This is a genomic window from Shewanella sp. ISTPL2, assembly GCF_013283205.1.
Taxonomy (GTDB): Bacteria; Pseudomonadota; Gammaproteobacteria; order Enterobacterales; family Shewanellaceae; genus Shewanella; species Shewanella oncorhynchi.
In genome coordinates this window covers 3196795-3220032 of the sequence record NZ_JAAPAV010000001.1, presented here as the reverse complement: position 1 = coordinate 3220032, position 23238 = coordinate 3196795, and the positions used below count along the sequence as shown (strand labels likewise).

Genomic DNA, 23238 nt, shown 5'->3' with positions numbered 1-23238 from the left:
AGTGTTACGAACGAGAGCCTGAGATGGTGAACTGACAGTTAAACATGGACGTTGTTTGGCAAAGGAGATCCAAGAAAGGATTGCTGTTGCTCCCCCTTTGGGTCAACTATTGATTTAAATACAAAAACGAACGATCCCATTCGACAACAATAACGCCAAGTTACTGGCCATCCCCAGTGAATAACCCAATGATTAATCGAATTAATTATTCAATTCGACTAATTCATGCTGGCGAGGATCACCTGCGTGGCATCAAAACAGGCGAAACATGATTCGCCGACAGCCAAACTCTGCATTTGGGTGAGTGGCATCACTGAATAGATGATGTCTTTGCCATCAATATCTATGGCTAATTCGGCCTTATCGCCAAGTTCAGTCACGCTCAGCAAACGACCGCTTAGGCAATTTTGCCCATCCACTTCACAGGCATGAGTCGTCGCCAGTACTGCGGGGGCTTTAAACAGTAACAACACGGATTTATCCAGGGCTAACTGCAAGCGCTCGCAGCTCGAATGAGTCACTGAAATCTGAATCTGTTGTCCGCCCGATAAGGTCACGCTGATTTTGTCATTTAATCCAAATGAATCAATGCTATTGATACGCCCCGTTAACTGATTGCGGGCGCTAGTGTTGAGGGAGAAATGCGCCATCACATCCAATAAACTGTGCATATCGACGGACTCATCGAGCAAGGCGGCCAAGGCCATTTCTTGTACTTGGGAGGTGATGGAATACACCTTAAGCAACCGTTCGCCAAATTCGGTGAGTTTAGCGCCGCCACCGCCTTTGCCGCCCTTTTCGCTACACACTACGGGTTCGGGCATGGCGGTGTTCATCTCATTGATCGCGTCCCACGCCGCTTTATAACTGATCCCCGCAAGCTTGGCGCCTTGGCTGATCGAGCCTGTGTTGGCGACCTGCTCAAGCAGGCTTATCCGCCTAGGATTGGCGAAGGGCTTATCCCCGAGGGAAAGCGTAAGTAATGCATGTAAATCCATCGTCTATCCAGCACCCAAGTCTGACTTGAATTCTATTGTCCTTCATCGTCTTGAGGATACCAATAAGATTGCCGAGATATTTCAGCGGATGAATGCCATTAATCAGCAAGAAACCGCACACAGATCACTAATTGATTGCTTAGGGCTTGAATGATCGATATATAGATTGGTATATAACGATCACTTTTTATCACGGAGGAACACAATGAAATCCATTCACCTTAAGCAATTACTGCGTTTTACCACGGCTTCGTTATTCACAATGGTACTGACATCTAGCCCTATTTTTGCGGCAGACAATGAGCAAGTGACTGTTTTTGCAGCGGCATCGCTCACCAATGCCCTTAACGAAATCGGCCAGCAATATGAAAAAGAACACAATACTAAGGTGATATTCTCCTTCGCCTCTTCTTCAACACTGGCAAAACAAGTCGCCAATGGTGCGCCAGCCGATCTGTTTGTCTCGGCGAATCAAAAGTGGATGGATTATCTGATCGATGCTAAAGCGGTCGATGTTAACAGCCGAAAAACCTTGTTAAAAAATACCTTAGTCTTGATTGCCGAGAAAAATAGTCCCATCACAGAAGTCGTGCTCAATGGCGATTGGGATATTAAAGCCGCATTAAAAGGCAGTCGTATGGCTGTTGGCGATCCAGATCATGTGCCTGCTGGACAATATGCCAAACAAGCCCTCGAAAACCTCAAGCTGTGGCAAGCCGCTGAGCCCTTACTCGCCCGTGCTAACAATGTCCGTGCCGCTCTCGCTTTGGTTGAACAGGGTGAAGCGCCGCTTGGCATAGTGTATTCAACCGATGCGAAAGTCGCCCAAAAGATCAAAATCGTTGGCACCTTCCCAGAAACGAGTTACAGCCCAATTGAATACCCTATCGCCTTAGTCAAACAAGAATCGACCGCAAGCGCCAAAGCGTTCAATGAGTATCTGCAGGGCCCAAGCGCAAAAAATGTGTTTGAGAAATATGGCTTTGGAGTGAATTAGGGTGATGAGTGGTTCTTTGTTAAGCGGCTCATTTTTAAGCGGCTCTATGCTAAGTGGCTCTCTTTTAAGCGACTATGAAATTGCCGCACTACTACTCAGTTTAAAGGTGTCATCCGTTGCCGTTATCGCCAGTTTACCCTTGGGCATTTTATGCGCTTGGGTGCTGGCCAGAGTCGAGTTTCCTGGCAAGGCTATATTTGACAGTGTGCTCCATCTACCACTGGTGTTACCGCCCGTGGTAGTGGGTTATCTCTTGCTGATCAGCATGGGCCGCCAAGGTTTTATCGGCCAGTGGTTATTTAATTGGTTTGGCATCAGTTTTAGCTTTAGTTGGCGCGGTGCGGCCCTCGCGGCGGCGATAGTGTCATTCCCGCTGATGGTCAGAGCCATACGCCAATCCTTTGAAACTGTTGATATTCGACTCGAGCAGGCCGCACGCACTTTAGGTAGCAGTCGATGGCGAGTATTTCTCACCATCACACTGCCGCTCACCTCTCCAGGGATAGTGTCAGGCATGATTATCGCCTTTGCTCGCAGCCTAGGGGAATTTGGCTCGACTATTACCTTCGTTTCTAATATTCCCGGTGAAACCCGTACAATTCCGCTCGCCATGTACTCTTTTATTGAAACCCCAGGGGCCGAATATCAGGCCATGCGCCTGTGCATTATCTCGATCGTTATCGCGCTCGCGTCTTTACTCGCCTCCCAATGGCTGAGTAAAAAAGCCCTGCAGAGGACGGCAAGCGTATGTTAACAATCAATATTGAAAAACGACTCGGACAACTGCAACTGAAAGTCGATACCCAATTGCCATTGCAAGGCGTGACAGCCGTTTTTGGCCGCTCGGGTGCGGGTAAGACCTCGCTCGTGAACCTACTTGGCGGGCTTTCGACCCCAGATAGCGGTGAAATCCGCCTCGGTGACAAACTGCTTTATCAACAAGGCAAAGTGAACCTTCCCCCAGAGAAGCGCCAAATTGGCTATGTATTTCAAGAAGCACGACTGTTCCCGCACTATAGCGTGAAGGGCAATCTCAACTATGGTGTGCGTAAAGCTAACCCAGTCTTGTTCGATAGAATTGTGCAGTTACTGGGAATTGAAAAACTGCTCAATCGCTATCCCAGCACGCTATCGGGCGGAGAAAAACAACGGGTTGCCATTGGCCGTGCCCTGCTGACATCACCTGACATGCTGCTAATGGATGAGCCGCTGGCATCACTCGATTTACCCCGTAAACGCGAGTTACTGCCCTACTTGCAAACCTTATCGCAGGAACTAAAACTGCCGATAGTGTATGTGAGCCACAGCCTAGATGAGATCTTACAACTGGCGGATTATATGCTGGTGCTGCATCAGGGGAAATTGATCGCCCAAGGGGCCTTAAGTGAAGTGTGGAATAGCGAGCAAATGCGCCCTTGGGTGCCATTGCAGGAACTCAGCTCACTCCTCAGTGCAAAGGTCGCCGACAGACATCCCGACTACCCCATGACTCGACTCGTGATGGATGATGGAAACTATTTGTGGGTAAATAGCTACCTAGCTGAGACGGCAAAGAAACTCAAAGTGCGTATTCAGGCAAATCATGTCTCGGTTTGCACTGAGATCCCCAAAGGCTCAAGTATCCGCAACCTGCTAAAGGGAGAAATTAAAGAGTTATACCCCAGTGATAACGGCGAGCAAATCCAATTAAAAATCGCCCTAGGCCGTGATGAACTTTGGGCCAACATCACCCCTTGGGCCTGCGACGAACTGCAACTCACTCATGGCAAAGCGATTTATGCACAAATCAAAGGCGTGACTATGACGCAAATGGATATCGCTGAATCCCACTAGCTCAACCTAGAGCACCGTTCGAAAACCAAATTTCAGGCACAAAAAAACCGACTCTAGGTCGGTTTTAGTTCCTTCATCTGAAGGATTTGGTACCAGTGGCCAGACTCGAACTGGCACGCTTTTAAGGGCGGGGGATTTTGAATAGAACGCTTGTAATATCACTATTACTTTTCATATAGTTACGACACAAGTACAAACTTTGCAAATTCTTTGCAAAATAGCATCAGAATCAGACCATGAGCAAACAAGTCGAACGGCATGACATTTCAGACGAATTATACGTCTATAAACAAGATAACAGCGAGCGTTGGTATGCCCGCATCAAAGTGGCTGGTAAGTGGCACTCTAAAGCCACCAAGCAGAAAGAAAAAGAGAAAGCCATTGGTATGGCCTATCGGATTCAAATCGAATACCAATTTATGGCAGACCGTAATCAACTGGTGAGTTCCAAGCGCTTTCGTGATGTGGCTGAAAAAGCCATTAATACCATGGCAGATATTATCAAAAAGGAGAAGGACAAAGACAAAGACAAAAATCACAAGTTTACGACCTACATTCAGGTGCTTCGCAAGTACCATATCCCCTTCTTCGATCGCACTTTCATCACTTCGATTAATAATGAAAAGCTGCGTGATTTTGATGAATGGCGTGAAAAGTTACTTGGCCGGAAACCCGCAAAATCAACGCTACTGAACCACAACGCAGCCCTGCAATTAGTGTTTAAGGAAGCCGTAGATTGTAAGTGGATGCTGGCAGCACAAGTCCCCTCACTATCTACCAAAGGGGTTGAATCACAACGTCGCGCGCATTTTTCACCAGAGGAATACGACAAAGCATTCGATGCTGTATATCAGCTTGAGCAAAACAGCCGTAAAGAGAAAACCCGCCAAATTCGTGAGCTACTGATGGACTATATGGAGTTTGCGGTGAACACAGGTATTCGACCAGGAACAGAAATGGAAAGCCTGACATGGGGTGACATCCACATCGATACCAATGAGCACAATATTATCTTCTATATCACTGTGACCAAGGGGAAAACAGTCAAACACACGGGCGTCCGAGAAGTGGTTTGCCGTGATGAAATTTTCTCCAGCGTTCAAGAGTTACGAGAGCGTTTCCCAAACAGAAAGCCTTCTGACAAGCTGTTTCGCTTAGTCGACGGAAGTGAAACCAATGAACTCGGTAAAGCCTTTGATAAAGCGATAAAAGCGGCAGGTTTAAAGTCATCACCCCATGGCGTTAGAACACTTTACTCATTGCGCCATACCTACATTACTTGGCAACTGATATCAGGTAACGTCAGCATGGAAGTATTGGCTAAACAATGTGGCACTAGCATTGCCATGATTGAACAGCACTACAGCCACGTGACGCCGAAGATGTACAGTAAAGAGCTGTCGGGTGTTGACCTAGGCAAAGGCAAAGCTAAATCCAAAGTAAGAGCCAAAAGAGCGTCTGGTGGTAAGCAGAATGAAGCAAGACTGACTGAGCTGTTTAAAGAGTGGCAAGCCAGCTACAAACAGCGAGGCTGTATTTAAGATTTAGGTAACACCTGACCTTTTAGTGATGTTCGACTCGGCAGCAACACATGTGGCTCACAGTCGAGCACCTCAGCAATCTTATATAACATATCGAGCGTGATGTTCGCCTCAGCTCGTTCTATACGGCCGATATAACTGCGGTCAATCTCTGCACGTAACGCCAATTCATCTTGAGATAAGCCTCTGAGCTTTCTCATTTTGCGCATCGCATGACCAAATTCAGTCGCTAATGTTTTCATAGTGTCTCCTTCGTCACAAGGCAACCACTATGGGAATTTGCTTACCAACTAACCACGGATTATAATCCGCATTTAGTGCATATAATCCTCATTTAAACCCTTGAGCAAACATAGGTCTACTTGACCTAGTAAAGCCTATAGCTCAACCCGTATTACAAGGAAAGGTAATGAACTCCTACAACGTCATTTTTAAAGGTGAGATAGCAGAAGGAAAAGACCGCCATAAGCTGAGTCAGGCACTGGCAAAGTTTTTGAAAGTCCCCGAGGGAAAAGCACATCTACTGTTCTCGGGTAATCCGATATGCATTAAGAAAGCTCTGAGCGAAAGTGAGGCTCACGCGCTAAAAGCCAAGTTGAACGCTGTGGGTATCATCACCCACATCAAGCCCGTAGCAACTCAAGCCGTAACGTCAGCCCCTGTAGCCACCGCACCAGTTACACCAAAACAAGTAGCGAAGCCATCGATTGAAGCTAAGCCTGTTACAGCAGCCACTAAACCGACAGTGAAATCCTATGATGATTTAAGTAAAGGCTGGCAAAAGGTGTTTGCTGAATTTGACCTAAGACAAGCTGACAAGTTGGGCTATTTTGCTTCAGCAAAAAGTCCTGCACATACCTCAAGGCCTAAAAAGGAACAATTAAAGGGGCAGAATGTGGTTAACATGAATGCGCTCGCTTTTGTGTTTGGCTCGGGGTACTACTTCGCTAAGGGCATGTGGAAGAAAGGCATTTATCTGTTTCTCATGCTAATGCTGCTGAACCTGATAATCATAGCAGTTGCATCACTCATTACTGACAAGAACCTGAGCAAGCTTCCTTTTATCATCAATTCTATTGTCTTTGGTCTTACGGCTAATTATGACTATTACCGCTATTACAAGCTCGGTGAAACTATATGGCCTTGGATGCCAAAGTGGATGACGGGTTGGTTAGGTATCATATCCTCTGCGGTTGTTACGTTTGTTGCGCTCCTTATCGTCTTAATCATTCTCGGCATTCGTTTCGGTGAACCATTAAATATTATCTATGTAAAAGAGGGGTTCCTCGAAGACTACAAGCAAACCAACATAGGTCAGGCGTTTGATAAATGGACGCCTTGCGCCAGCACAGCTTGGGGCGAGCAAGAAGCCAGTAATGGCATTACCACTGTTGTATATACCTGCAATATGAAGCTGAAACACTTCAAGCAAGTGGGTCAAAAAGCCTCTGAAGCGGTAACTGGAAAAGTCGATGAAGCCTTTATCTCTCAGGTCACACGCGCATCATTGACGATTCAGTTCCTCATCAATCTCGACGATACCTTTGAAGTGAATACCGCAAGGTGGCAACTGTCATTGGGAGAAGGTAAAGAGTACACCCCGTATATCACCGCCAACAATGCCCTAGATGACATCTACAGTAACTCACTCAACAAGGCTATCGGCGAAATATTCACACCAGAAAACATCCTCCTCAATCAAGTAACGAAGTAATCATCACAACCAACCGCCTGCTTTAATCAGGACCACATAACAGGGAACACCTATGAATAAGTGCATTCACGCAAGCATCAAACACGCCATAACATCAATAAAAACACCGCCATCAAAGGCAAATCCACTGCTTTTGAGCATACTTGCAACAACATTACTCGCTGGCTGTGGCGGCTCGGAGGGTGACAGCAACGATGACAACGGGCAAGTCACCCCAACCGTCTACAGCATCCCAGCGACGGCAAGCCTTGGCGGGAAAATCAGCCCAGCAATAAACTTGGTTGAATCCGGTCATGGAACGACTTTCACTGTGACACCCGATACCGGCTATCAAATCGATGATATCAGTGGTTGCGGCGGCGCATTAACCCAAAACAGCTATAAAACAGCGATCATAAATGCCCAGTGTGCAGTCACCGTATCTTTCAAACTCAGCACGTACAAAATCACCACGCAAGCAACAACCGGAGGCAAAATCAGTCCCGAGAGTATTGATGTCAGTTACAACACCAATACCAGCTTTACTATCTCAACGAACATCGGCTATCAAATTGAATCCGTCACAGGCTGTAACGGTACGCTCAATAACAATGAGTACACCACAGGCACAGTGACATCAGATTGCCAAATCAATGCCACGTTTACCAAAATTGGAGATGGTACACTTGCAGAGCGGTATATTGATAACGGCAATGGCACCATCACCGACACGCAAACCAAGCTCATGTGGATGCGCTGTAGCGTAGGACAGACATGGCAAGACGGTAGCTGTAAAGGCAGTCCTAATACTTTTATCTGGCCATATGCCATGGGAATGTCTATCTCTGATGGTAACCACACCGACTGGCGCTTACCCACAAAAGAGGAATTAAGTTCACTGATTTATTGTTCATCAGGTAAACCAACTTATTGGAAACCAAATGATAATGTGTGTGAAGGTAACTATAAAAGCCCGACATTAGCGCAAGCAGCATTTCCACAGACACCTGACTATGCAGGGTATTGGACATCTACTGCCAGCGATAATAGCCAGTTTGGTGGCAAGTGGCTTATCCAATTCTATGATGGCCATGGCCGCTGGAATGGACCAGTCCTTTATCTATACGTCCGGATGGTGAGAGGAAAACAAAAGTAACGGATCTCACCATGAGGTAGGCATTGCAGATAAAGAGCGAATGCCTACCGCTTCTAGTCTAAAGATTACCTTTGAAATGAATACTATTCCAAAGTTCAGAAACCGAACAACTGGGGAGTAAAAGTTAATCTCATTTGCGTTGGTGACATTAAATCCTATAAACGCTTATCAATCTCTTACTCTACAAAAGATTTGAATATCCACATTACAACAAATAAGTAGCAGAATCATCAAGTGGAAACAAAGTCATCAAGCTCGGTAACCTGTTCGCCAGCAAGTAGTGTTATCAGCCAACAACTTTTGAAGCTATTGCGTTTCGTAAAATAATTTAATTAACAACGCTATGCTACTTTACCCTCTAGCCTCAACCTTTATCATTTTAAATTTAATATTATTAGCTTTACATGTTTAACATATGTCGCATTCACTTTATTAAGCGAACAACATGACTTAACAGTATATAAATGCACGGAACAAACAAAATTTATTCAAAATCAAATAACAGACCAATTTTAAATATGAATTTTTTAATTGTTAAATATGAGACCAAAATCAAATTAGAAAACAATAAATTAGAACCGCAATTAAAACACTTGTAAAACATTTCAGTAACAACCCAGGTACCATGAACCCAGTAAAAAATAAAACCATTTACTTTCAATCACATTAAAATAATAGAAATAGTTCTCACTTATAATTTTATGCCAATCAAAGCACATCAAAACGATTTACCAGATACTCGTCACATTTATCTCCAGTGTAATTATTAACAAACATTAACACTCATACTTTAATGCTATTCTTTGGCGATAATATTTTCGTTGCAAAGTCATTTTAACAATAAGGCACAAATATGAGATGGCATGAAATGATAAAATTGATGATGGTAATTAATATTATTCTTATATTATCTCCAGCTGCAATGGCACAAAACATTTCTTCGAATCATCAAACCGGAGAGCAATTAGAAAAAATACTGATAGATAAATTTTCTGAAGGAAAATATTCAACTAAAGGCGCAGACTCATGCCTTATATGTCACCGAAAAAATACGACAGTAATGGCTATTTTTGATGGAGTACATGGTGATATCAACAATGCAAAGTCACCAATGGCGGGCTTGCAATGTGAAGCGTGTCATGGACCAATAGGTGAGCATAATAAAGGCGGCAAAGAGCCGATGATTACTTTTGGACACGATAGCCAATTACCGGCACCAAGCCAAAATACTGTGTGTTTAGGTTGTCACCAAAATACTGAGAAAAGTGGTTGGCACAGCAGCTTACATAATATGGAAGAAATCGCCTGTGCAGACTGCCATCAAGTTCATGCAGCAAAAGATCCCGTGTTGCAAAAGCTGCAAGTAAATCAGGTTTGTACAGCTTGTCATACCAAGGAAAAATCGGATATGAATAAGCGCTCATCTCACCCATTAAAATGGAATGAAATGACCTGCATCGATTGTCATAATCCCCATGGTTCATTCAATGAAAGTGCATTAAAAAAGACCTCTGTAAATGACACTTGTTATAGCTGTCATGCTGAAAAACGTGGTCCTTTCCTATGGGAACATGCTCCGGTTACCGAAAACTGTTCTACTTGCCACAACCCCCATGGCAGTGTGAATGAAGCATTAGTTAAGCAACGCGTTCCTCAGCTATGCCAACAGTGTCATGCCGACGATGGCCATGCAAGCAGAGTTGTGACTCAGCCTGGAACAGATGCTTTTGGTGGTGGAATGGGTTGTCTTAACTGCCATAGCCAAATCCATGGCTCCAACCACCCTGCCGGCAGCAATTTTGCCCGTTGAACAAGGAGTCTGACATGTCTTTTAAACTTAATATAATTACCCTTGGATTACTTGCCGCAACTACAGGTGTTAATGCTGCAGATTTTTCGGTTCAAAAAGCGAATGTTCAAGGAATAAAGCTTGATGCCTATCAATGCAAAGGTTGTATCAGTAAGCATGGTTATCAAGGTGAAGTGCAACTGAGTGTTGGCTGGGCAGATAGTGACGATGTTCACTCGGGTAATGCTCTGGGTGAAGCTGGTGATGGAATTCGCACCGGAGTAGGTACAGATTTACGCTATCGTCATGCAGGTTATCAAGCCAATGTTCAAGCACATCAATTAGGGTTAGATAATAGCTATGCGCATATCGATGTGGGTCAATCGGGGCTTTATGGCGTCAGCCTTGATTATAACCTCCTTACTCAATATGACAGTCGTGCTCAGACTCAATTGTGGCATAACAATGGAATGCTCTTACCTAGTGATGCAACTCGACTGCTAGATCTGCAAATTGAGCGTGAAAAGATCGGATTGGGATTTGAAGCGCAATATAGTGTGCTACAGGCTTTTATCAATTATGACCATGAGCAAAAAACAGGAAACCGTCGCAGTAGTTTAGTAGCACCTCGCCCAGTTAACTTCGCCTTACCTGTTGATGCTAATACAGAGAATCTCAATGCAGGTTTGAGTATGGAGGGGGATAGTTGGTTGGGAGAGCTACTCTATAACGGCAGTTTCTATCGTAACAATATTAATAATTTAAGCCTACCTCATTTACCTGATGTCTATGCTGCAACGCCAGATAATGATGCTCATCAAGTATCACTATCGGGTCAATATTTAATGGAACAAACTTCCATCAATGGCCGAGTAGCAGCTGGACGAATGATTCAAGACGGTGAACTCATCCAAATGAACGGTAATCCATTGCAGAGTTGGGATGGCCAGGTTGATACTTTAGATGCTCGAGTGGGTTTTAGTAGTATGTTGACACCGCGTTGGCGTATGAATGGCCAGGTAGATTATAGCGACCGAGATAACAAAAGCTCAGTATGGGATTTTGCCCAGCTAGAGTTTGACAGTTTAAGCGGGGCATTTAAGCAAAATGTTCCGATGGATATTGAAAGACTAAATTACAAACTACACACCAGTTATCGTATTAATAGCCAATATCGATTAATGGGTGGATATGATCGTAAAGAGGTTGAACGTAGTTATCTTGAACGAGAGCAAACCCATGACGATGCACTTTGGGCAAAGCTCAATATGCGAGCATTACCTAACACTGTAATTGATTTTGGGGCTCGTTATGAAAAACGTACCGGTTCGATCTATGACACAGTGGAAGCAACATCGATTGAAGAAAATCCACTGTTACGTAAATTTTACCTTGCCGACCGTGAACGTAATGCGCTTGAGCTGAAAGTTAATTATGCCCCATTAGATTGGATGACAGTCGATTTTAGCGGGCGTTATGCAAAAGATGATTACGCTAAAACTCTCATTGGTCTTACTGAATCAACGGATTATGGCTATGACATTCAGTTAGGTTTACAGCTATCCAAGCAATTGCAGTTTTATGCAATGGCAGGACAACAATGGATAGATTCATCTATCGCTGGCAGCCAGCAGTTTTCTTCCCCAGATTGGCATAGCGATATTGCCGATGAATTCATCAATTTGGGCGCAGGGTTTACCTATAGTGGATTGCTAGATGATCGGCTGACAGTCGGTGGAAATTATCTATTTGCTAACTCCGCTAGCGACACTCTGCTCACCTCCACCGAAATGCACCCTTACGGAGATTATTACGCCTATAACCACAGTGTTGAGTTATATGGGCGTTATGCCTTGAGTGGGAGTGTAGGTCTCAAATTGAGTTACCAGTACGAACGTTATTACGACACGGACTATGCCCAATCAGGCGTCAATAGCATACCAGGGGTAATTACTCTGGGAGAACTTAACCATAACTACAATGCGCATTTGCTGATGTTTACCTTCAGCTACCTGCTGCCTTGATTCTGAAGAGGTAAAGATAATGGAACGCAGAAGTTTTCTTAAAATAAGTGCAGCTATGGGCTGTGCAGCAACAGTCACTGGCTGTAATTCTGGCTCAAGTGATGTAGATGTTGTACCACCAAAGCCACCGATAGGTGATGAAATACAAACTTGGTCATCCTGCCTTGTTAACTGTGGTTCAAATTGCCCTATTAAAGTTTTTAGTCGTGATGGCGTTATTACGCGTATTGAAGCTGACCATGAAACTAATGATGAATATGGCAATCATCAAATTCGAGCTTGCGCCCGTGGACGTTCACTTCGTAGTCGTACTTATGCTCCAGATCGTTTACGTACACCAATGAAGCGTGTTGGTAAGCGAGGAGAGGCTAAATTTGTTCCAATTACTTGGGATGAAGCAGCTTCAACCATTGCAAGCGAAATTCAGCGAATTGCCAGTAGTTATGGCAATAAGTCTATCCTTAAGCATTATGGAACAGGAGCCTATTATGGTTTTGCTAGTTCAGCTTGTTTTGACCGTGTACTAAATCTTAATGGTGGATTCCTTAAGATTTATGGCAACTATTCTTGGGCACAACAAAATGAAGCGGCTGCAGCAACAGGTTTTGGCAGTACATCAGGTTCTTCTTTAACTGCTTTATACGATAGCGATCTATTTCTTGGTATAGGCTATAACCCGAGTGAAATGCGTCAAAGCGGCTCAGGTGAGGGATATGATTTCTTAAAGGCGTTAGAGGCGAACTCGAACCTTGAAGTCATTATGGTTGATCCACGCTATACCGATTCAATGGCGGGTAAAGAGAATCAGTGGCTACCGATTAGACCTGGAACCGATGCGGCATTTGCAGAAGCTATTGCCTATGAAATGATTAGCTCTGGATGGGTAGATACTCATTCCAAGGCATTTTTAGATAAGTACTGCGTTGGATTTGACAAGGCCTCTCTTGAAAAGCTTGTTGCTGAATTTACCGCAAGTGGCGATCCTAAAAAGACTCAATATTTGCCTTATATCGACGTTGAAGACAACTATCGCAACTACATTCTTGGTGAAGGTAAGTTCGTCGATAATGGCCCAAGAACCCCCGCCTGGGCAGCTAAAATTTGTGGAATATCAGAAGCAAATATTAAATCCATCGCCAGCAAGATTATGAATGCTAGAGCACCATTTATTGTCACTGGTGCAGGTGTAAACCGTCACGCCAATGGTGAACAAGCTATGCGTGCCTGTTATATGCTTTCTTTTTTAACAGGAAAAGTGGGGCAACCAGGCGTCAGCAATGGAGCTTTACCATACCAAGGCAGCTTAAATCGTGCGGGTATGAGCGGTGGTAGCAATCCTGTTAAAGAATCTATTTCCTTCTTCACTTGGGCTGAAGCAATTGAACGTGGTCATGAAATGACTGCGCGCAAAGATGGGATCCGTGGCACAACTGATTTGGATACCCCACTCGGTGCAGATATTAAAGCGGTATTTGCTATTAACAGTAATGCGCTGATTAACCAACATTCAGATTGTAATGGTACTGCTAAAATCCTGGAAGATGATACTAAATGTGAGCTCATAGTCGTGTGTGATTGTTGGATGACAGCCAGTGCTCGTTATGCGGACATTTTACTACCAGACACCACTTGGCTAGAGTCAAATGATCTGGTTAATGACAGTTATGCCTCTGGGATTATGGGCTATTTAGTCGCAATGAAAGCCGCAGTAAAACCTATGTGGGAAAGCATTTCAATGTTTGAAATGGGCCGATTAATTGCAGCCAAAATAGGTAAAGAGGCCGAATATACAGAGGGTAAAGATGAAGCTGCTTGGCTTGAGGCTCTCTACCAAAAAACTCGAACTGATAGTAGTAATGTTAATGCCCAGCCTGCATTCCCTTCGACTTATACCGAAGCTCAGCAAATTGGTGTATTCCGCGCATTTAGCAAAACACCAGTGCTTGCTCTAGATAGCTATATTAACAATGGTAAAGCGGTGAGTACGCCCTCAGGTAAGATTGAGATCTATTCATTATCCATGGCTCAAAAGGGTAAAGACTGGGTATTTAATCCCAATGTTAAAGGCGATTATATTAGTGCAATACCAATGTACCAGGCAACGTGGGAGGGTTATGACGATGAAGACACCAAGGATGACTACCCACTTCAATTAATGGGCTATCACACAAAGGGACGTACACATTCAAGTTATCATAACGTTCCATGGTTGCGTGAAGCCGCAGAAGATGCAGTGTGGATGAACCCTGCAGATGCATACAGTCGCGGTTTAAGAAACGGTGATAAGGTTCAAATGTGGAATGATCGTGGCACCGTTGAATTACCTATACGTGTTACCCCAAGGGTGGCTCCTGGTGTCGTTGCTCTAGGACAGGGAGCTTGGTATCAGCCGGATATAGCGCGCATTGGACGAAGTGGTCATCCAATTGATGTTGGGGGTTGTATTAATACGCTAACGCGCTATCAACCAAGTCCTTTTGCAAAGGGTAACCCACAACACACTAACCGTGTGCAGATCGTCAAGGCGTAAGGGGTAAATTAAAATGACACAACAAACACAATATGGTTTCTATTTTGATAGCAGCAAATGTACTGGCTGCAAAACTTGTCATATCGCCTGCAAAGACAGAATGACGGGGCTAGTCCGCGTAAAAGACGATGTACTCAACAACGGTGTAGCAAATTTACCAGGTATCATATGGCGCCGTGTTTATGAATATGGTGGTGGTAGTTGGTCGCTAAATGGTGATGGTAGTTTTGAGCAAAATGTCTTTGCTTATTATATGTCTATTGGCTGTAATCATTGCAATGAACCTGTCTGCGTAAAAGCTTGTCCAACAGGAGCTATGCACAAACGTCGTGAAGATGGATTGGTGCAAGTCGCAACGGAACTGTGTATTGGTTGTGAAAGCTGTGCTAGAGCTTGTCCATATGATGCACCACAGCTTGATATAGAACGTAAAGTGATGACCAAATGTGATGGTTGCAGCGATCGGCTTGCTCAAGGTAAAAAGCCTATCTGTGTTGACTCTTGTCCATTACGTGCATTGGATTTTGACACTATGGAGAACTTGAAGGCTAAGTATGGAGAAGGTGATGGGCATATTGCACCATTACCATCGGCATCAATCACTTCGCCTAACTTGATCATCAAAGCTAACCGAAATGGTCAACCAATTGGTGGCAGTGGCCAAGTATTAAATCACGCAGAAGTTTAATATTGAAAACGAGGGGGCCTAAGGCCCCTCGTTTTATCTATAAATTGTAATAAGGTGCACTATGTCAACAATAAACGCGAGTGATTACCAAATATGGAGTGCGGTAGCAAAAGTACTTCATAATATATTGTACTCGTATCCCAGTATGACATTAATTAGCAGTTTTAAGCGGGATAAATTAGCAAGTCAATGGCCTGAACTAGAACTCACAGAACGTGAACAGTTAGGTAGACAAGCTCTTGCGAGATATCTAGCGCAATGGGATGATTGTGAAGCGCAGTTGATTGAGCTTAAGTTAGACTATGGGCAACTATTTTTCGGTCCAGGCGATCCTAAAGCTGTACCTTGGGGGTCAGTTTACACAAGTGAAGGACAACTACTCAATGAATCTTCAACCCAGAACCTCATCAGCTTTTATAAAACCCATAGAATTGAACTATCGTTGCCAGGAAATGAACCTGTAGATCATATCGGTCTAATATTATTAGTACTACAATATTTACTAAATGAATTGGTCGCAAATCCTGATGATATAGACAAGTTTAGAGTATGCACATTACTGTTGCAGCAACACTTATTACCATGGGCAGATCGCTGTTTAGAACTGGCAGAGCTTCATGCTAAAACTGACTTTTATCGTGGGACAGCTGTACTAGCTCGGGTCTTTCTAGGCCACCTTGGTCAGAAATTAGATGTTATTCCCCAAACAGTAAAACTCTATCGCTAAAGGTTAAACAATGACGCTTGTAAGAGCAGTTGGCAATCAATGGCTAAAAGCACAACTAGCGAATAGACTAGAATTGAGTCTCGCACCTTTTGAGAGTTTACAAAGCCTATGTTGCGGTAGCACTAGCTTAGGATCTGTTACAAACTTCATGTCAACTCTCATATTTATTGAGGGAAAACCTGAATGGTTAGAGCTCGATGCAACGATGAATGAAAAGGTGCTACCAGATAGTGTAGTGCTTCATTGTTTCTTTGAATGCTGTAGGCTTCTTTTTATAAAAGAATTATCCCAACAGTCCGTAGGACAAGTTGAGCAACTTGTATTTACATTAGCGGAGGTATGGCGAAAACAATATATCAGTTATAAAGAAAAAGACTCAGCATCAGAGTCTATTTGTTCAATGCTTGAAAGATTATCAAATCAGCTAATGATGCTTCGCTTAGAGCGTCGACAATTCACTCGTAATATGGGCATTAATTAGCCATTATTACTTCACACGCTAACCACATGAAGAAAAAAGTATTTTATCAAATATACAGTTTTAATTAGCCATTATATAGAAGTTTAAAGTTAACGAACTGGACGCATTGATAATAAGAGTCCTGATTCAATAAATACAGTATTAAAACACTTTTCCTTAAACAGCAACTTGCTTCAACGCGTAGATGTGGTCAGCAAAATTTGGTCAGTTTTTTAGAAAATATGTGAATAACGCTGCACATTTCTCATTAGAAACAACAATGCACTTTAATATAGATTAAAGTGCAGTTTTCGCGAGTTATAGCGCTTAATCGACGTGTTTTCGCATTATCGTGACAAACTAGTGCGAAACTCAGTTTATGCAGCACAATATGAATAAATAGTCATGTATCTATCAGTCTTTAATGTTTCACTCTTAATCATAAAAACAGAAATCTGAGTAAAGTATTGCTTAACAGTTTTAAATCTTTAGCGTTCCAAAATAGCCATGAGTAAGGCCTTGCACTTGTTATTAAGTGACCAAATTCACTACACCACTAAAACTTCTGCTCAAGATACTGGCGATTGCAAGGCTTTAGATTCAAAATTAACATCTAGTTTAACCACTATCTAGTCAGTTTATTTAACGATTTGTATTTTTTTTAATTTCCATAATGAAATCAACAATAAAAAGCAGGCTACCAATAAAATCCATGCTTGCAAACCACTTTCATTTACATCATCCACTTTCCAAGCGGAAATAAAAAAAACTATAGAAATGACTACATTCTGAATTATTTCCACTAATAACTTACGATTACTTAAAACAATATCAAAGTCAGCCTTATACTTCAGCTTACTATTAATTTGCAACAGTAGTTCTTTTTGGTCAACAGATTTAACCCCCCAAAAAAATAGTGGAATACGCTTATAAGTTAATAATGCGAACTGCCTATCCAATAGACACAAATAACTTAGTTCATAAATATCTATAGACTTAATAATCCGACTGAACCTACAGATGACCAATTTATTATCATGAACTTCATACGAAACACCTAAAATCCAAAGGAAAGCAGTTGCTAAACCTGAAAATATTAACCAAAAGAGAGGGTCTTGTAACAATTTAAAACTATATGAAACCATGCAAAAACCAACTAATAGAATAAAGACTAATAATGAGTTTACTTTAGTTGTATAGGTACATCCTTCCAAGTTATTAATACTCATTATCTAATCTCTTCTTTCTCTTCTGGGGGAGGAAGTTTTTCTTCATTTGCTAAAGCACTGCCTGTTTGTAAAACTGTTTCTGTAACTATCGTCATAGCAGCATTTAGCCCATCTTTTGATGAGGTGCTACCAGAAACACCACTCACAAAACCAGTAACACCCGCTTTTATATTATCTTCTGTTGAAGAAGGCTGCCCTGTAGTCAAAACATCTCCAATATTTTGACCTACAACTGCACTTGTTGCTCCAACAGTTCCAGAGGCTGTAGCAGTTACAGCTTTACCTACTACACCTGTTAATTTAGCAGTGACCGCAGTAATAGCACCTGTCGCTCTTCCTCCTGTAACAGCACCAATTAATGTTCCCGCAGCAACTGCCAAAGCCTTATCAGTAAACGATGCGTCAGAATTCGATACTGCTGATAATGATTGGAAAAATCCTGCAATACCACCAATTATAGCAAAAGGGTTTTCTCCTGTCGGATCTGTATATTTATACGGATTATTATTAGCATATACATATCGATTAAAGCTATAAACATCCCTGAATCCTATCGGATCGTTAGAGTAGAAACGACCTATGAGTGGATCATAGTATCGTGCCTGCATGTAGGTCAGACCTAAGTCTTTATCTTGCAGATGGCTGGTGTAACCTATACCTTCCTTGTCACCACCGATGCGCTTGCCAAAAGGTTCATAGTGGCTGCGGTTGATAATATTGCCTGTAGCATCTGATTCGGATACCACTGAGCCCAACATATCGGTATGCTGGTATCGCACTGTCCCTGCATAGCTGGGTATACTGATTAATACCACTAGTAGCAAAATGAATGGTTTCCATAATTTCATTATTAATCCTTTATTGTTAGTCATTACATTTCAACCCCGCCACCAATTCCACTGGCCGTTTCTTGGCTCGTCGTTTGACCTCCGTCACCAGTACATGTCAATGTGATTTGATAGATAATACCATTGGCTGTATAAGTTTTACGGCCATTCGTACCGGATAAAATATCAATCCCTTGTGTTGCACCATTGAAACTTTTGTTAACCGTTCCAGAGCAAGAGGAGGCATTGGTACTACTCCATGTCACTAAATGAGCGGGGGAACTCACAACAGCAAGACAATCCATTTTAGGGGGGCAATCACTTCCAACTAAAGTCGCTTCCACTTTTAGCGCTACTGTTGGTGTGATACCGCTAATGTTTGGGGGATTTCCGGCGAGAGCATTATCAACCTCTGCCACTAACTGTTTACCTAGAAACACACTATCTGTTCTAGTGCCATCAGCAGCCTGACGATATAACAACTGTCCGCCTTGGCTATAAACAGTGTAATGACTACCATCTGTTTTAGTTTGTTTTACCCGGCGATTATGACCGTCATACACATAACTAATGCCCTTTGCGGCAGTCATTTGCTGGCCTAAGTTATAGGCAAGACTATAACGGCCATTATTGGTAACATTTCCGCGAGCATCATATTGGTAACCGTAGGCATAAGCTCCAGTGAGGTTATTTAACCGATTAAGCGCATTGTACTTGTAGGTAATAGTGGAATTATTCAGGCTACGGCCGAGGATATTACCCAGACCATCATAACTGTAACGGCCAGTGCCCCACTTACCATCCGCTGACGTCAATCTGTCCACGCCATCATAAACCAGATTATCGACATCGTTGTTGCGGTCTACCCAATCAATCAGACGAGCTAAATTGTCGTTATAGTCATAACTTGGGTCTAGACTGTTCTTAACTGAGCTACCTTTAGCATCTGTTATTGCATCTATTCGACCAGTCGTATCAAGCGCAACATTACGTACGATGCCATTGCCATAGGTAAATTGCTTAATTTGACCGTTGGGATGATAATTCACACCTGTTGCATAACTGCCAGCTTTAGTGGGCTGACCTAAAGCATTCGGTGCAAAATCAATCACTGCGTCTGAAGGATATTTCAGTGAGCTTAATGCTCCAAGATTATTGTATTCCCAATCTAATACAAAATTACGCCCATCCAGTGACAGTATTTCCTTCTCTAAGCCGCTCTGACTATTGTAGAGATAACTCCAATTCACGGGCCCTGCAACCAGATACAATAAATTGCCATTAGCGTCATAACTGTAGGTTCTATCAGGTGTGCTATCGGGGAAGTTCTCAGTACGAAGCTGCCCTAAATTGTCGTAAGCTAGCAACATTTTATGGCTGGCTGGTACTGCGCCCGCATCACAGCTTGTTGTGGGACCATTGGTCCCTTCTGCACGCCATATCTGTTGACGTTGACCATTATAGCCAAATGCAGTAATCCCCGTTTCAGGGCGTATCTGTTTACACAATTGCTGATAAGCATCATAGAGACGCGTTTCAGTGACATTACCTTGACGAATACTGGTTACTTGGTCAAAAACGTTATACTCAATCGCAATATCATCACTATCAGGCGCTTCTATTAACGTTGGCTTGTCAAAGGAAGGCTCCCCATAAGCAAGATAAGCTGTAGTGGTGGTATTATTTTCACCATCAGTCACTGCAACTTTATTACCAGTGAGGTATTCACGGCGGCTAGTGCTATCATCACTGGTTCGAGTCTGAGTAACAACGCGACCCAGCGCATCATATTCTGTCTCCATCCCTATACGATTACTTGCATCTGCACTCGGAAAGCTTGATAACGTCGGACGATTTTCATGGTCATAGGCCATAGTTTGATATCGAATTGTCGAGGCGTTAGCAGTATCACGTTCACGGGTAAAGATAGGTCGCAATAAACCGTCATGATAGATATGTTTTTCGTAATTACCTTGCGAAATTGTTTGACGTAAACTCCCAACTGCAATGCTACTGCCACTAATACCGTCATCGTTCATGCTTACAGTAGCATAGCCAATGACCTTATCAGCCCATTTAGGATCAGCGTAGTCAATCTTGGTGAGCCAGCCAATTGGGTTATAGCTATATGAGGTCTTATTTCCATTAAAGTCAGTAACACTTTTAGCTGTGCCATCAGGATTAACTTCAAGAAGCGCAACTACAGTATTGGGAGTGCTTCCATTAACAGTATTACAACCATTAATCGTAGCGCAGGGCAAGGTTATCTTACGAGCTTTGCCGCGATAATAGTCATCGAATTTTTCGTAACGACCAGAATCATTGTAAGTTGTTTGTAATAGATTACCATCGGCATAATAGCTATGTGTTTTTACCAAGTTACCAAACAATTTTTCATGTAAAAGTAACATTTTATCGTTAAATAAATATTCTTTGAATGGGGTAGAGAATGAGTCATCACTTGAAATATATTCTTTCTGTAATAAATTCATAACCCAAGATTGCGTACTGTGAGTATATTCATTTTTAATATACTTAGTATTTGAAAAAGAACTTTCCACTACCCTGCCAGGAAAATTATACTCATTGAAGTCAGAGTATATTATTGTATACTCATCTGTACCATCAGTAATCACTTTCTTGCTTAAAATAAAATTCTCCCAGCCATCTACATAAGTCAGTAGTTTACCGAAATTAATGCCATTAGTGTAAGTTAGCGCTTCAGTTTTTAGTAACACTCCCAACTTGTCAAAATGCTCTGTAGCTATAATCATACCTTCAGATGCAGAGCGTCCTTCACGATTAAAATAATGCTTCACGTAACTTTTGTCCGGATTTATTATTTGAATAGAATCAGATAAAAATGGGTCAACATTAGAAGGGATTGAACCTTTTAACTTAAACTTATCTGGCGGAGTTTTACCATTAATAACATAACCACCTTCATTTTCAGAATAAATATACCGCCATAATAATGATTCATTTTTCAAGCCAGATAGGTGTTCTGATACTTTTTTCTCTACTAGATTTAAGACTCTACTACATTGAACCGGAATCCTTGTTGGTACACTCATATAGTTTGAGCTATAATCAACTCTCTCTGAAAACTTAAACTCACCAGTAAGACCATTAGGGTGAGTAACTGACATAATTTTGTTGATTGGATATATAAGACAAGAGGTGTTGAAGTTACCGCTGAATCCTGGTGGAAATGGTTTATACTGATTTATAAATAAATCATACGACCATTCTCGATCATCTGGTTGAGTGACTATATATTTATTGTTTCGAATGAAATAATTCCATTTCCTTTCCCATGATGAATCCCGGCTTTTCAATGAAACAACTTTTCTATTGTTTATGTAGTCAACGGTCAATATCCTGCCATCATTACTTTCCATTTTAGAGAGTCCTCCATCAGCATAACTATAGTTAACATAATTGCCAAATCTATCCTCAATCCTTTTAACGTAAAGTGCTATAGTTTTCCTTCTAAGAGAACCATGTTGTGAAACATTTATATTATCAGAACCACGAATGCCATCACGTTCATATGAATGTACTTTAGGACTACTTATCAGATGCTCAAAATAATATGAAGTTCCATTAGTTGATATAGCCTTGAATCCTTCAGCGCTTGTTTCTTGTGATATATAACAACTAATTTTCCACAAAGAGTTAGTTATATATTTTGATTCAGAATACACTGCACTAGAAATATTTTGCGTACTATCTAGAAGTTGTTTTTTGCCCATGTGAGGAATGGCCAGCACTGAGCCAGTATGCTGGACTCCAAAAATATCCGATCCGTTATTAGATCTTAATTGGCTTTCTGAACAATACTTTCCAACCCGCCAGCCATCAGCAAGAGTAGAATTGCCTGCACTAGTTATATAACTATATTCAATTCTTGGGATATCTTCTTTCCATCCAGCGACATCAGGCATTGATGTGTCGTAATAAGTTTGGTAGCTGAATGATAAATCGGAATTCCCTGGAAGATGAGCATCATTACGCCTAAACACAACTAAACCTGAGCTTAAATCGACTGACTCACCAAAGACTGATGCAGGGTCACTAATTGCAAGTGCTGCGCTAGTTATTAAATATTTTTTATGATACTGTTGTTGCTGATTACTACTTGTAAATACATCCGCACTTGAAGTTGGTATAAAGCATAACGAAAGAAAAATTAAATATAATTTCAATATAGCGTTTTCCATAACCCATTCCTGATAAAGTATAAAAATCTTAATATTTTCATTACCTGCAGCTAAATAAAATGTTAACTACACAACCTGATATCGTCACTTAAAAAGTTAATTTAGTATATTTCTATACGAAGTGAATAAAGCCTTTTACGGCATTGACTACTTGAATGCATTTTAATTTACATTTTTTACACGGATTTCATTCAATAACGCTCAAAAATCTAGCTCAACTAACTAATCATCAGCATAATAAGCTAACGAAGTTAAATATTAGGTCATTTAGAACAGATAACTTGTACATAGAGGATCTGATGTTGATTAATTCCACTGGATAGTGGGCAGATTACGCGCGTAGTAAACCAATTTTTTAGCCTCCCAGATAAAAGCTATATAAAGCCACCCAAGTTATTACTCTGACTAAAAAACTGCACTTTAATGATAATTAAAGTGCAGTTTTCGCGAGTTATAGCGCTTAAACGATGTGTTTTGCGAATTATCGTGACAAACTTATGCAAAACTCAGTTTATGCAGCACA

17 protein-coding genes are annotated in these 23238 nt (G+C 42.0%); 12 read left to right on the top strand and 5 right to left on the bottom strand.

Annotated features, from left to right (window positions below; translation table 11 throughout):
* Window positions 1-218 precede the first annotated feature (218 nt).
* The gene (locus HUB64_RS14045) at window positions 219-998 is read right to left on the bottom strand and encodes a TOBE domain-containing protein (protein ID WP_173246843.1); all 780 of its coding nucleotides are present in this window, start codon (window positions 996-998) and stop codon (window positions 219-221) included.
* Between the two features lie 205 nt (window positions 999-1203).
* On the opposite strand from HUB64_RS14045, the gene modA reads away from it, so the two are divergent.
* The 4 genes from modA to HUB64_RS14025 all read left to right on the top strand — a co-directional run bounded on the left by modA (window position 1204) and on the right by HUB64_RS14025 (window position 5369).
* Complete coding sequence (gene modA / locus HUB64_RS14040) at window positions 1204-1995, top strand: molybdate ABC transporter substrate-binding protein (RefSeq protein WP_173497230.1); 792 nt, start codon at window positions 1204-1206, stop codon at window positions 1993-1995.
* 16 nt (window positions 1996-2011) lie between these two features.
* Window positions 2012-2749, top strand: coding sequence for a molybdate ABC transporter permease subunit (gene modB, locus HUB64_RS14035; RefSeq protein WP_131525893.1), 738 nt, complete (start codon window positions 2012-2014; stop codon window positions 2747-2749).
* Complete coding sequence (modC, locus tag HUB64_RS14030; RefSeq protein ID WP_173497228.1) at window positions 2743-3828, top strand: molybdenum ABC transporter ATP-binding protein ModC; 1086 nt, start codon at window positions 2743-2745, stop codon at window positions 3826-3828. Before modB ends, modC begins: the two co-directional genes overlap by 7 nt.
* A gap of 236 nt (window positions 3829-4064) precedes the next feature.
* On the top strand, window positions 4065-5369 hold the full coding sequence (locus HUB64_RS14025) for a site-specific integrase (RefSeq protein ID WP_173497227.1): 1305 nt from the start codon (window positions 4065-4067) through the stop codon (window positions 5367-5369).
* Here the strand turns inward: HUB64_RS14025 and HUB64_RS14020 are convergent.
* Complete coding sequence (locus tag HUB64_RS14020; protein WP_131525885.1) at window positions 5366-5611, bottom strand: helix-turn-helix domain-containing protein; 246 nt, start codon at window positions 5609-5611, stop codon at window positions 5366-5368. The genes HUB64_RS14025 and HUB64_RS14020 overlap by 4 nt on opposite strands.
* Window positions 5612-5778: 167 nt before the next feature.
* Between HUB64_RS14020 and HUB64_RS14015 the strand changes: the two genes are divergently transcribed.
* The 8 genes from HUB64_RS14015 to HUB64_RS13980 all read left to right on the top strand — a co-directional run bounded on the left by HUB64_RS14015 (window position 5779) and on the right by HUB64_RS13980 (window position 16457).
* Entirely contained in the window at window positions 5779-7083 is a 1305-nt protein-coding gene (locus tag HUB64_RS14015; RefSeq protein WP_173497226.1) for a DUF2628 domain-containing protein, read from the top strand.
* Between the two features lie 52 nt (window positions 7084-7135).
* Window positions 7136-8218, top strand: a complete 1083-nt coding sequence (locus HUB64_RS14010; RefSeq protein WP_173497225.1) for a DUF1566 domain-containing protein — start codon at window positions 7136-7138, stop codon at window positions 8216-8218.
* 868 nt (window positions 8219-9086) lie between these two features.
* Complete coding sequence (locus HUB64_RS14005) at window positions 9087-10028, top strand: DmsE family decaheme c-type cytochrome (protein WP_173497925.1); 942 nt, start codon at window positions 9087-9089, stop codon at window positions 10026-10028.
* Window positions 10029-10042: 14 nt separating this feature from the next.
* Window positions 10043-12031: an MtrB/PioB family decaheme-associated outer membrane protein gene (locus tag HUB64_RS14000; protein ID WP_173497224.1), complete on the top strand. Its 1989-nt coding sequence runs from the start codon at window positions 10043-10045 to the stop codon at window positions 12029-12031.
* Between the two features lie 19 nt (window positions 12032-12050).
* Window positions 12051-14561 carry a DMSO/selenate family reductase complex A subunit gene (locus HUB64_RS13995; protein WP_173497223.1) on the top strand — a complete coding sequence of 837 codons (2511 nt, stop codon included), beginning with the start codon at window positions 12051-12053 and terminating at the stop codon, window positions 14559-14561.
* Between the two features lie 13 nt (window positions 14562-14574).
* Window positions 14575-15249, top strand: coding sequence for a DMSO/selenate family reductase complex B subunit (locus HUB64_RS13990; protein ID WP_173497222.1), 675 nt, complete (start codon window positions 14575-14577; stop codon window positions 15247-15249).
* Window positions 15250-15310: 61 nt separating this feature from the next.
* Window positions 15311-15976, top strand: coding sequence for a molecular chaperone (locus HUB64_RS13985; RefSeq protein ID WP_173497221.1), 666 nt, complete (start codon window positions 15311-15313; stop codon window positions 15974-15976).
* A 10-nt stretch (window positions 15977-15986) separates the two neighbouring features.
* A complete protein-coding gene (locus HUB64_RS13980) occupies window positions 15987-16457 on the top strand; it encodes a hypothetical protein (protein ID WP_173497220.1) in 471 nt (156 codons plus the stop codon).
* A gap of 617 nt (window positions 16458-17074) precedes the next feature.
* Here the strand turns inward: HUB64_RS13980 and HUB64_RS13975 are convergent.
* The 3 genes from HUB64_RS13975 to HUB64_RS13965 are packed head-to-tail and all read right to left on the bottom strand — an operon-like array spanning window position 17075 to window position 22715.
* Window positions 17075-17665, bottom strand: a complete 591-nt coding sequence (locus HUB64_RS13975) for a hypothetical protein (protein ID WP_173497219.1) — start codon at window positions 17663-17665, stop codon at window positions 17075-17077.
* Window positions 17665-18513 (bottom strand): RHS repeat-associated core domain-containing protein, encoded by an 849-nt coding sequence (locus HUB64_RS23215; RefSeq protein ID WP_254451424.1) that lies wholly within the window; start codon window positions 18511-18513, stop codon window positions 17665-17667. Before HUB64_RS23215 ends, HUB64_RS13975 begins: the two co-directional genes overlap by 1 nt.
* 23 nt (window positions 18514-18536) lie before the next feature.
* Window positions 18537-22715: an RHS repeat domain-containing protein gene (locus tag HUB64_RS13965; RefSeq protein ID WP_173497218.1), complete on the bottom strand. Its 4179-nt coding sequence runs from the start codon at window positions 22713-22715 to the stop codon at window positions 18537-18539.
* Window positions 22716-23238: the final 523 nt, after the last annotated feature.

Excerpts from the sequence above, each read along its gene's own strand:
- HUB64_RS14045 (WP_173246843.1), bottom strand. The coding sequence starts at position 998 with ATGGATTTACATGCATTACTTACGCTTTCCCTCGGGGATAAGCCCTTC.
- modA (WP_173497230.1), top strand. The coding sequence starts at position 1,204 with ATGAAATCCATTCACCTTAAGCAATTACTGCGTTTTACCACGGCTTCG.
- modC (WP_173497228.1), top strand. The coding sequence starts at position 2,743 with ATGTTAACAATCAATATTGAAAAACGACTCGGACAACTGCAACTGAAA.
- HUB64_RS14025 (WP_173497227.1), top strand. The coding sequence starts at position 4,065 with ATGAGCAAACAAGTCGAACGGCATGACATTTCAGACGAATTATACGTC.
- HUB64_RS14020 (WP_131525885.1), bottom strand. The coding sequence starts at position 5,611 with ATGAAAACATTAGCGACTGAATTTGGTCATGCGATGCGCAAAATGAGA.
- HUB64_RS14015 (WP_173497226.1), top strand. The coding sequence starts at position 5,779 with ATGAACTCCTACAACGTCATTTTTAAAGGTGAGATAGCAGAAGGAAAA.
- HUB64_RS14010 (WP_173497225.1), top strand. The coding sequence starts at position 7,136 with ATGAATAAGTGCATTCACGCAAGCATCAAACACGCCATAACATCAATA.
- HUB64_RS14005 (WP_173497925.1), top strand. The coding sequence starts at position 9,087 with ATGATAAAATTGATGATGGTAATTAATATTATTCTTATATTATCTCCA.
- HUB64_RS14000 (WP_173497224.1), top strand. The coding sequence starts at position 10,043 with ATGTCTTTTAAACTTAATATAATTACCCTTGGATTACTTGCCGCAACT.
- HUB64_RS13995 (WP_173497223.1), top strand. The coding sequence starts at position 12,051 with ATGGAACGCAGAAGTTTTCTTAAAATAAGTGCAGCTATGGGCTGTGCA.
- HUB64_RS13990 (WP_173497222.1), top strand. The coding sequence starts at position 14,575 with ATGACACAACAAACACAATATGGTTTCTATTTTGATAGCAGCAAATGT.
- HUB64_RS13985 (WP_173497221.1), top strand. The coding sequence starts at position 15,311 with ATGTCAACAATAAACGCGAGTGATTACCAAATATGGAGTGCGGTAGCA.
- HUB64_RS13980 (WP_173497220.1), top strand. The coding sequence starts at position 15,987 with ATGACGCTTGTAAGAGCAGTTGGCAATCAATGGCTAAAAGCACAACTA.
- HUB64_RS13975 (WP_173497219.1), bottom strand. The coding sequence starts at position 17,665 with ATGAGTATTAATAACTTGGAAGGATGTACCTATACAACTAAAGTAAAC.
- HUB64_RS23215 (WP_254451424.1), bottom strand. The coding sequence starts at position 18,513 with ATGAAATTATGGAAACCATTCATTTTGCTACTAGTGGTATTAATCAGT.
- HUB64_RS13965 (WP_173497218.1), bottom strand. The coding sequence starts at position 22,715 with ATGGAAAACGCTATATTGAAATTATATTTAATTTTTCTTTCGTTATGC.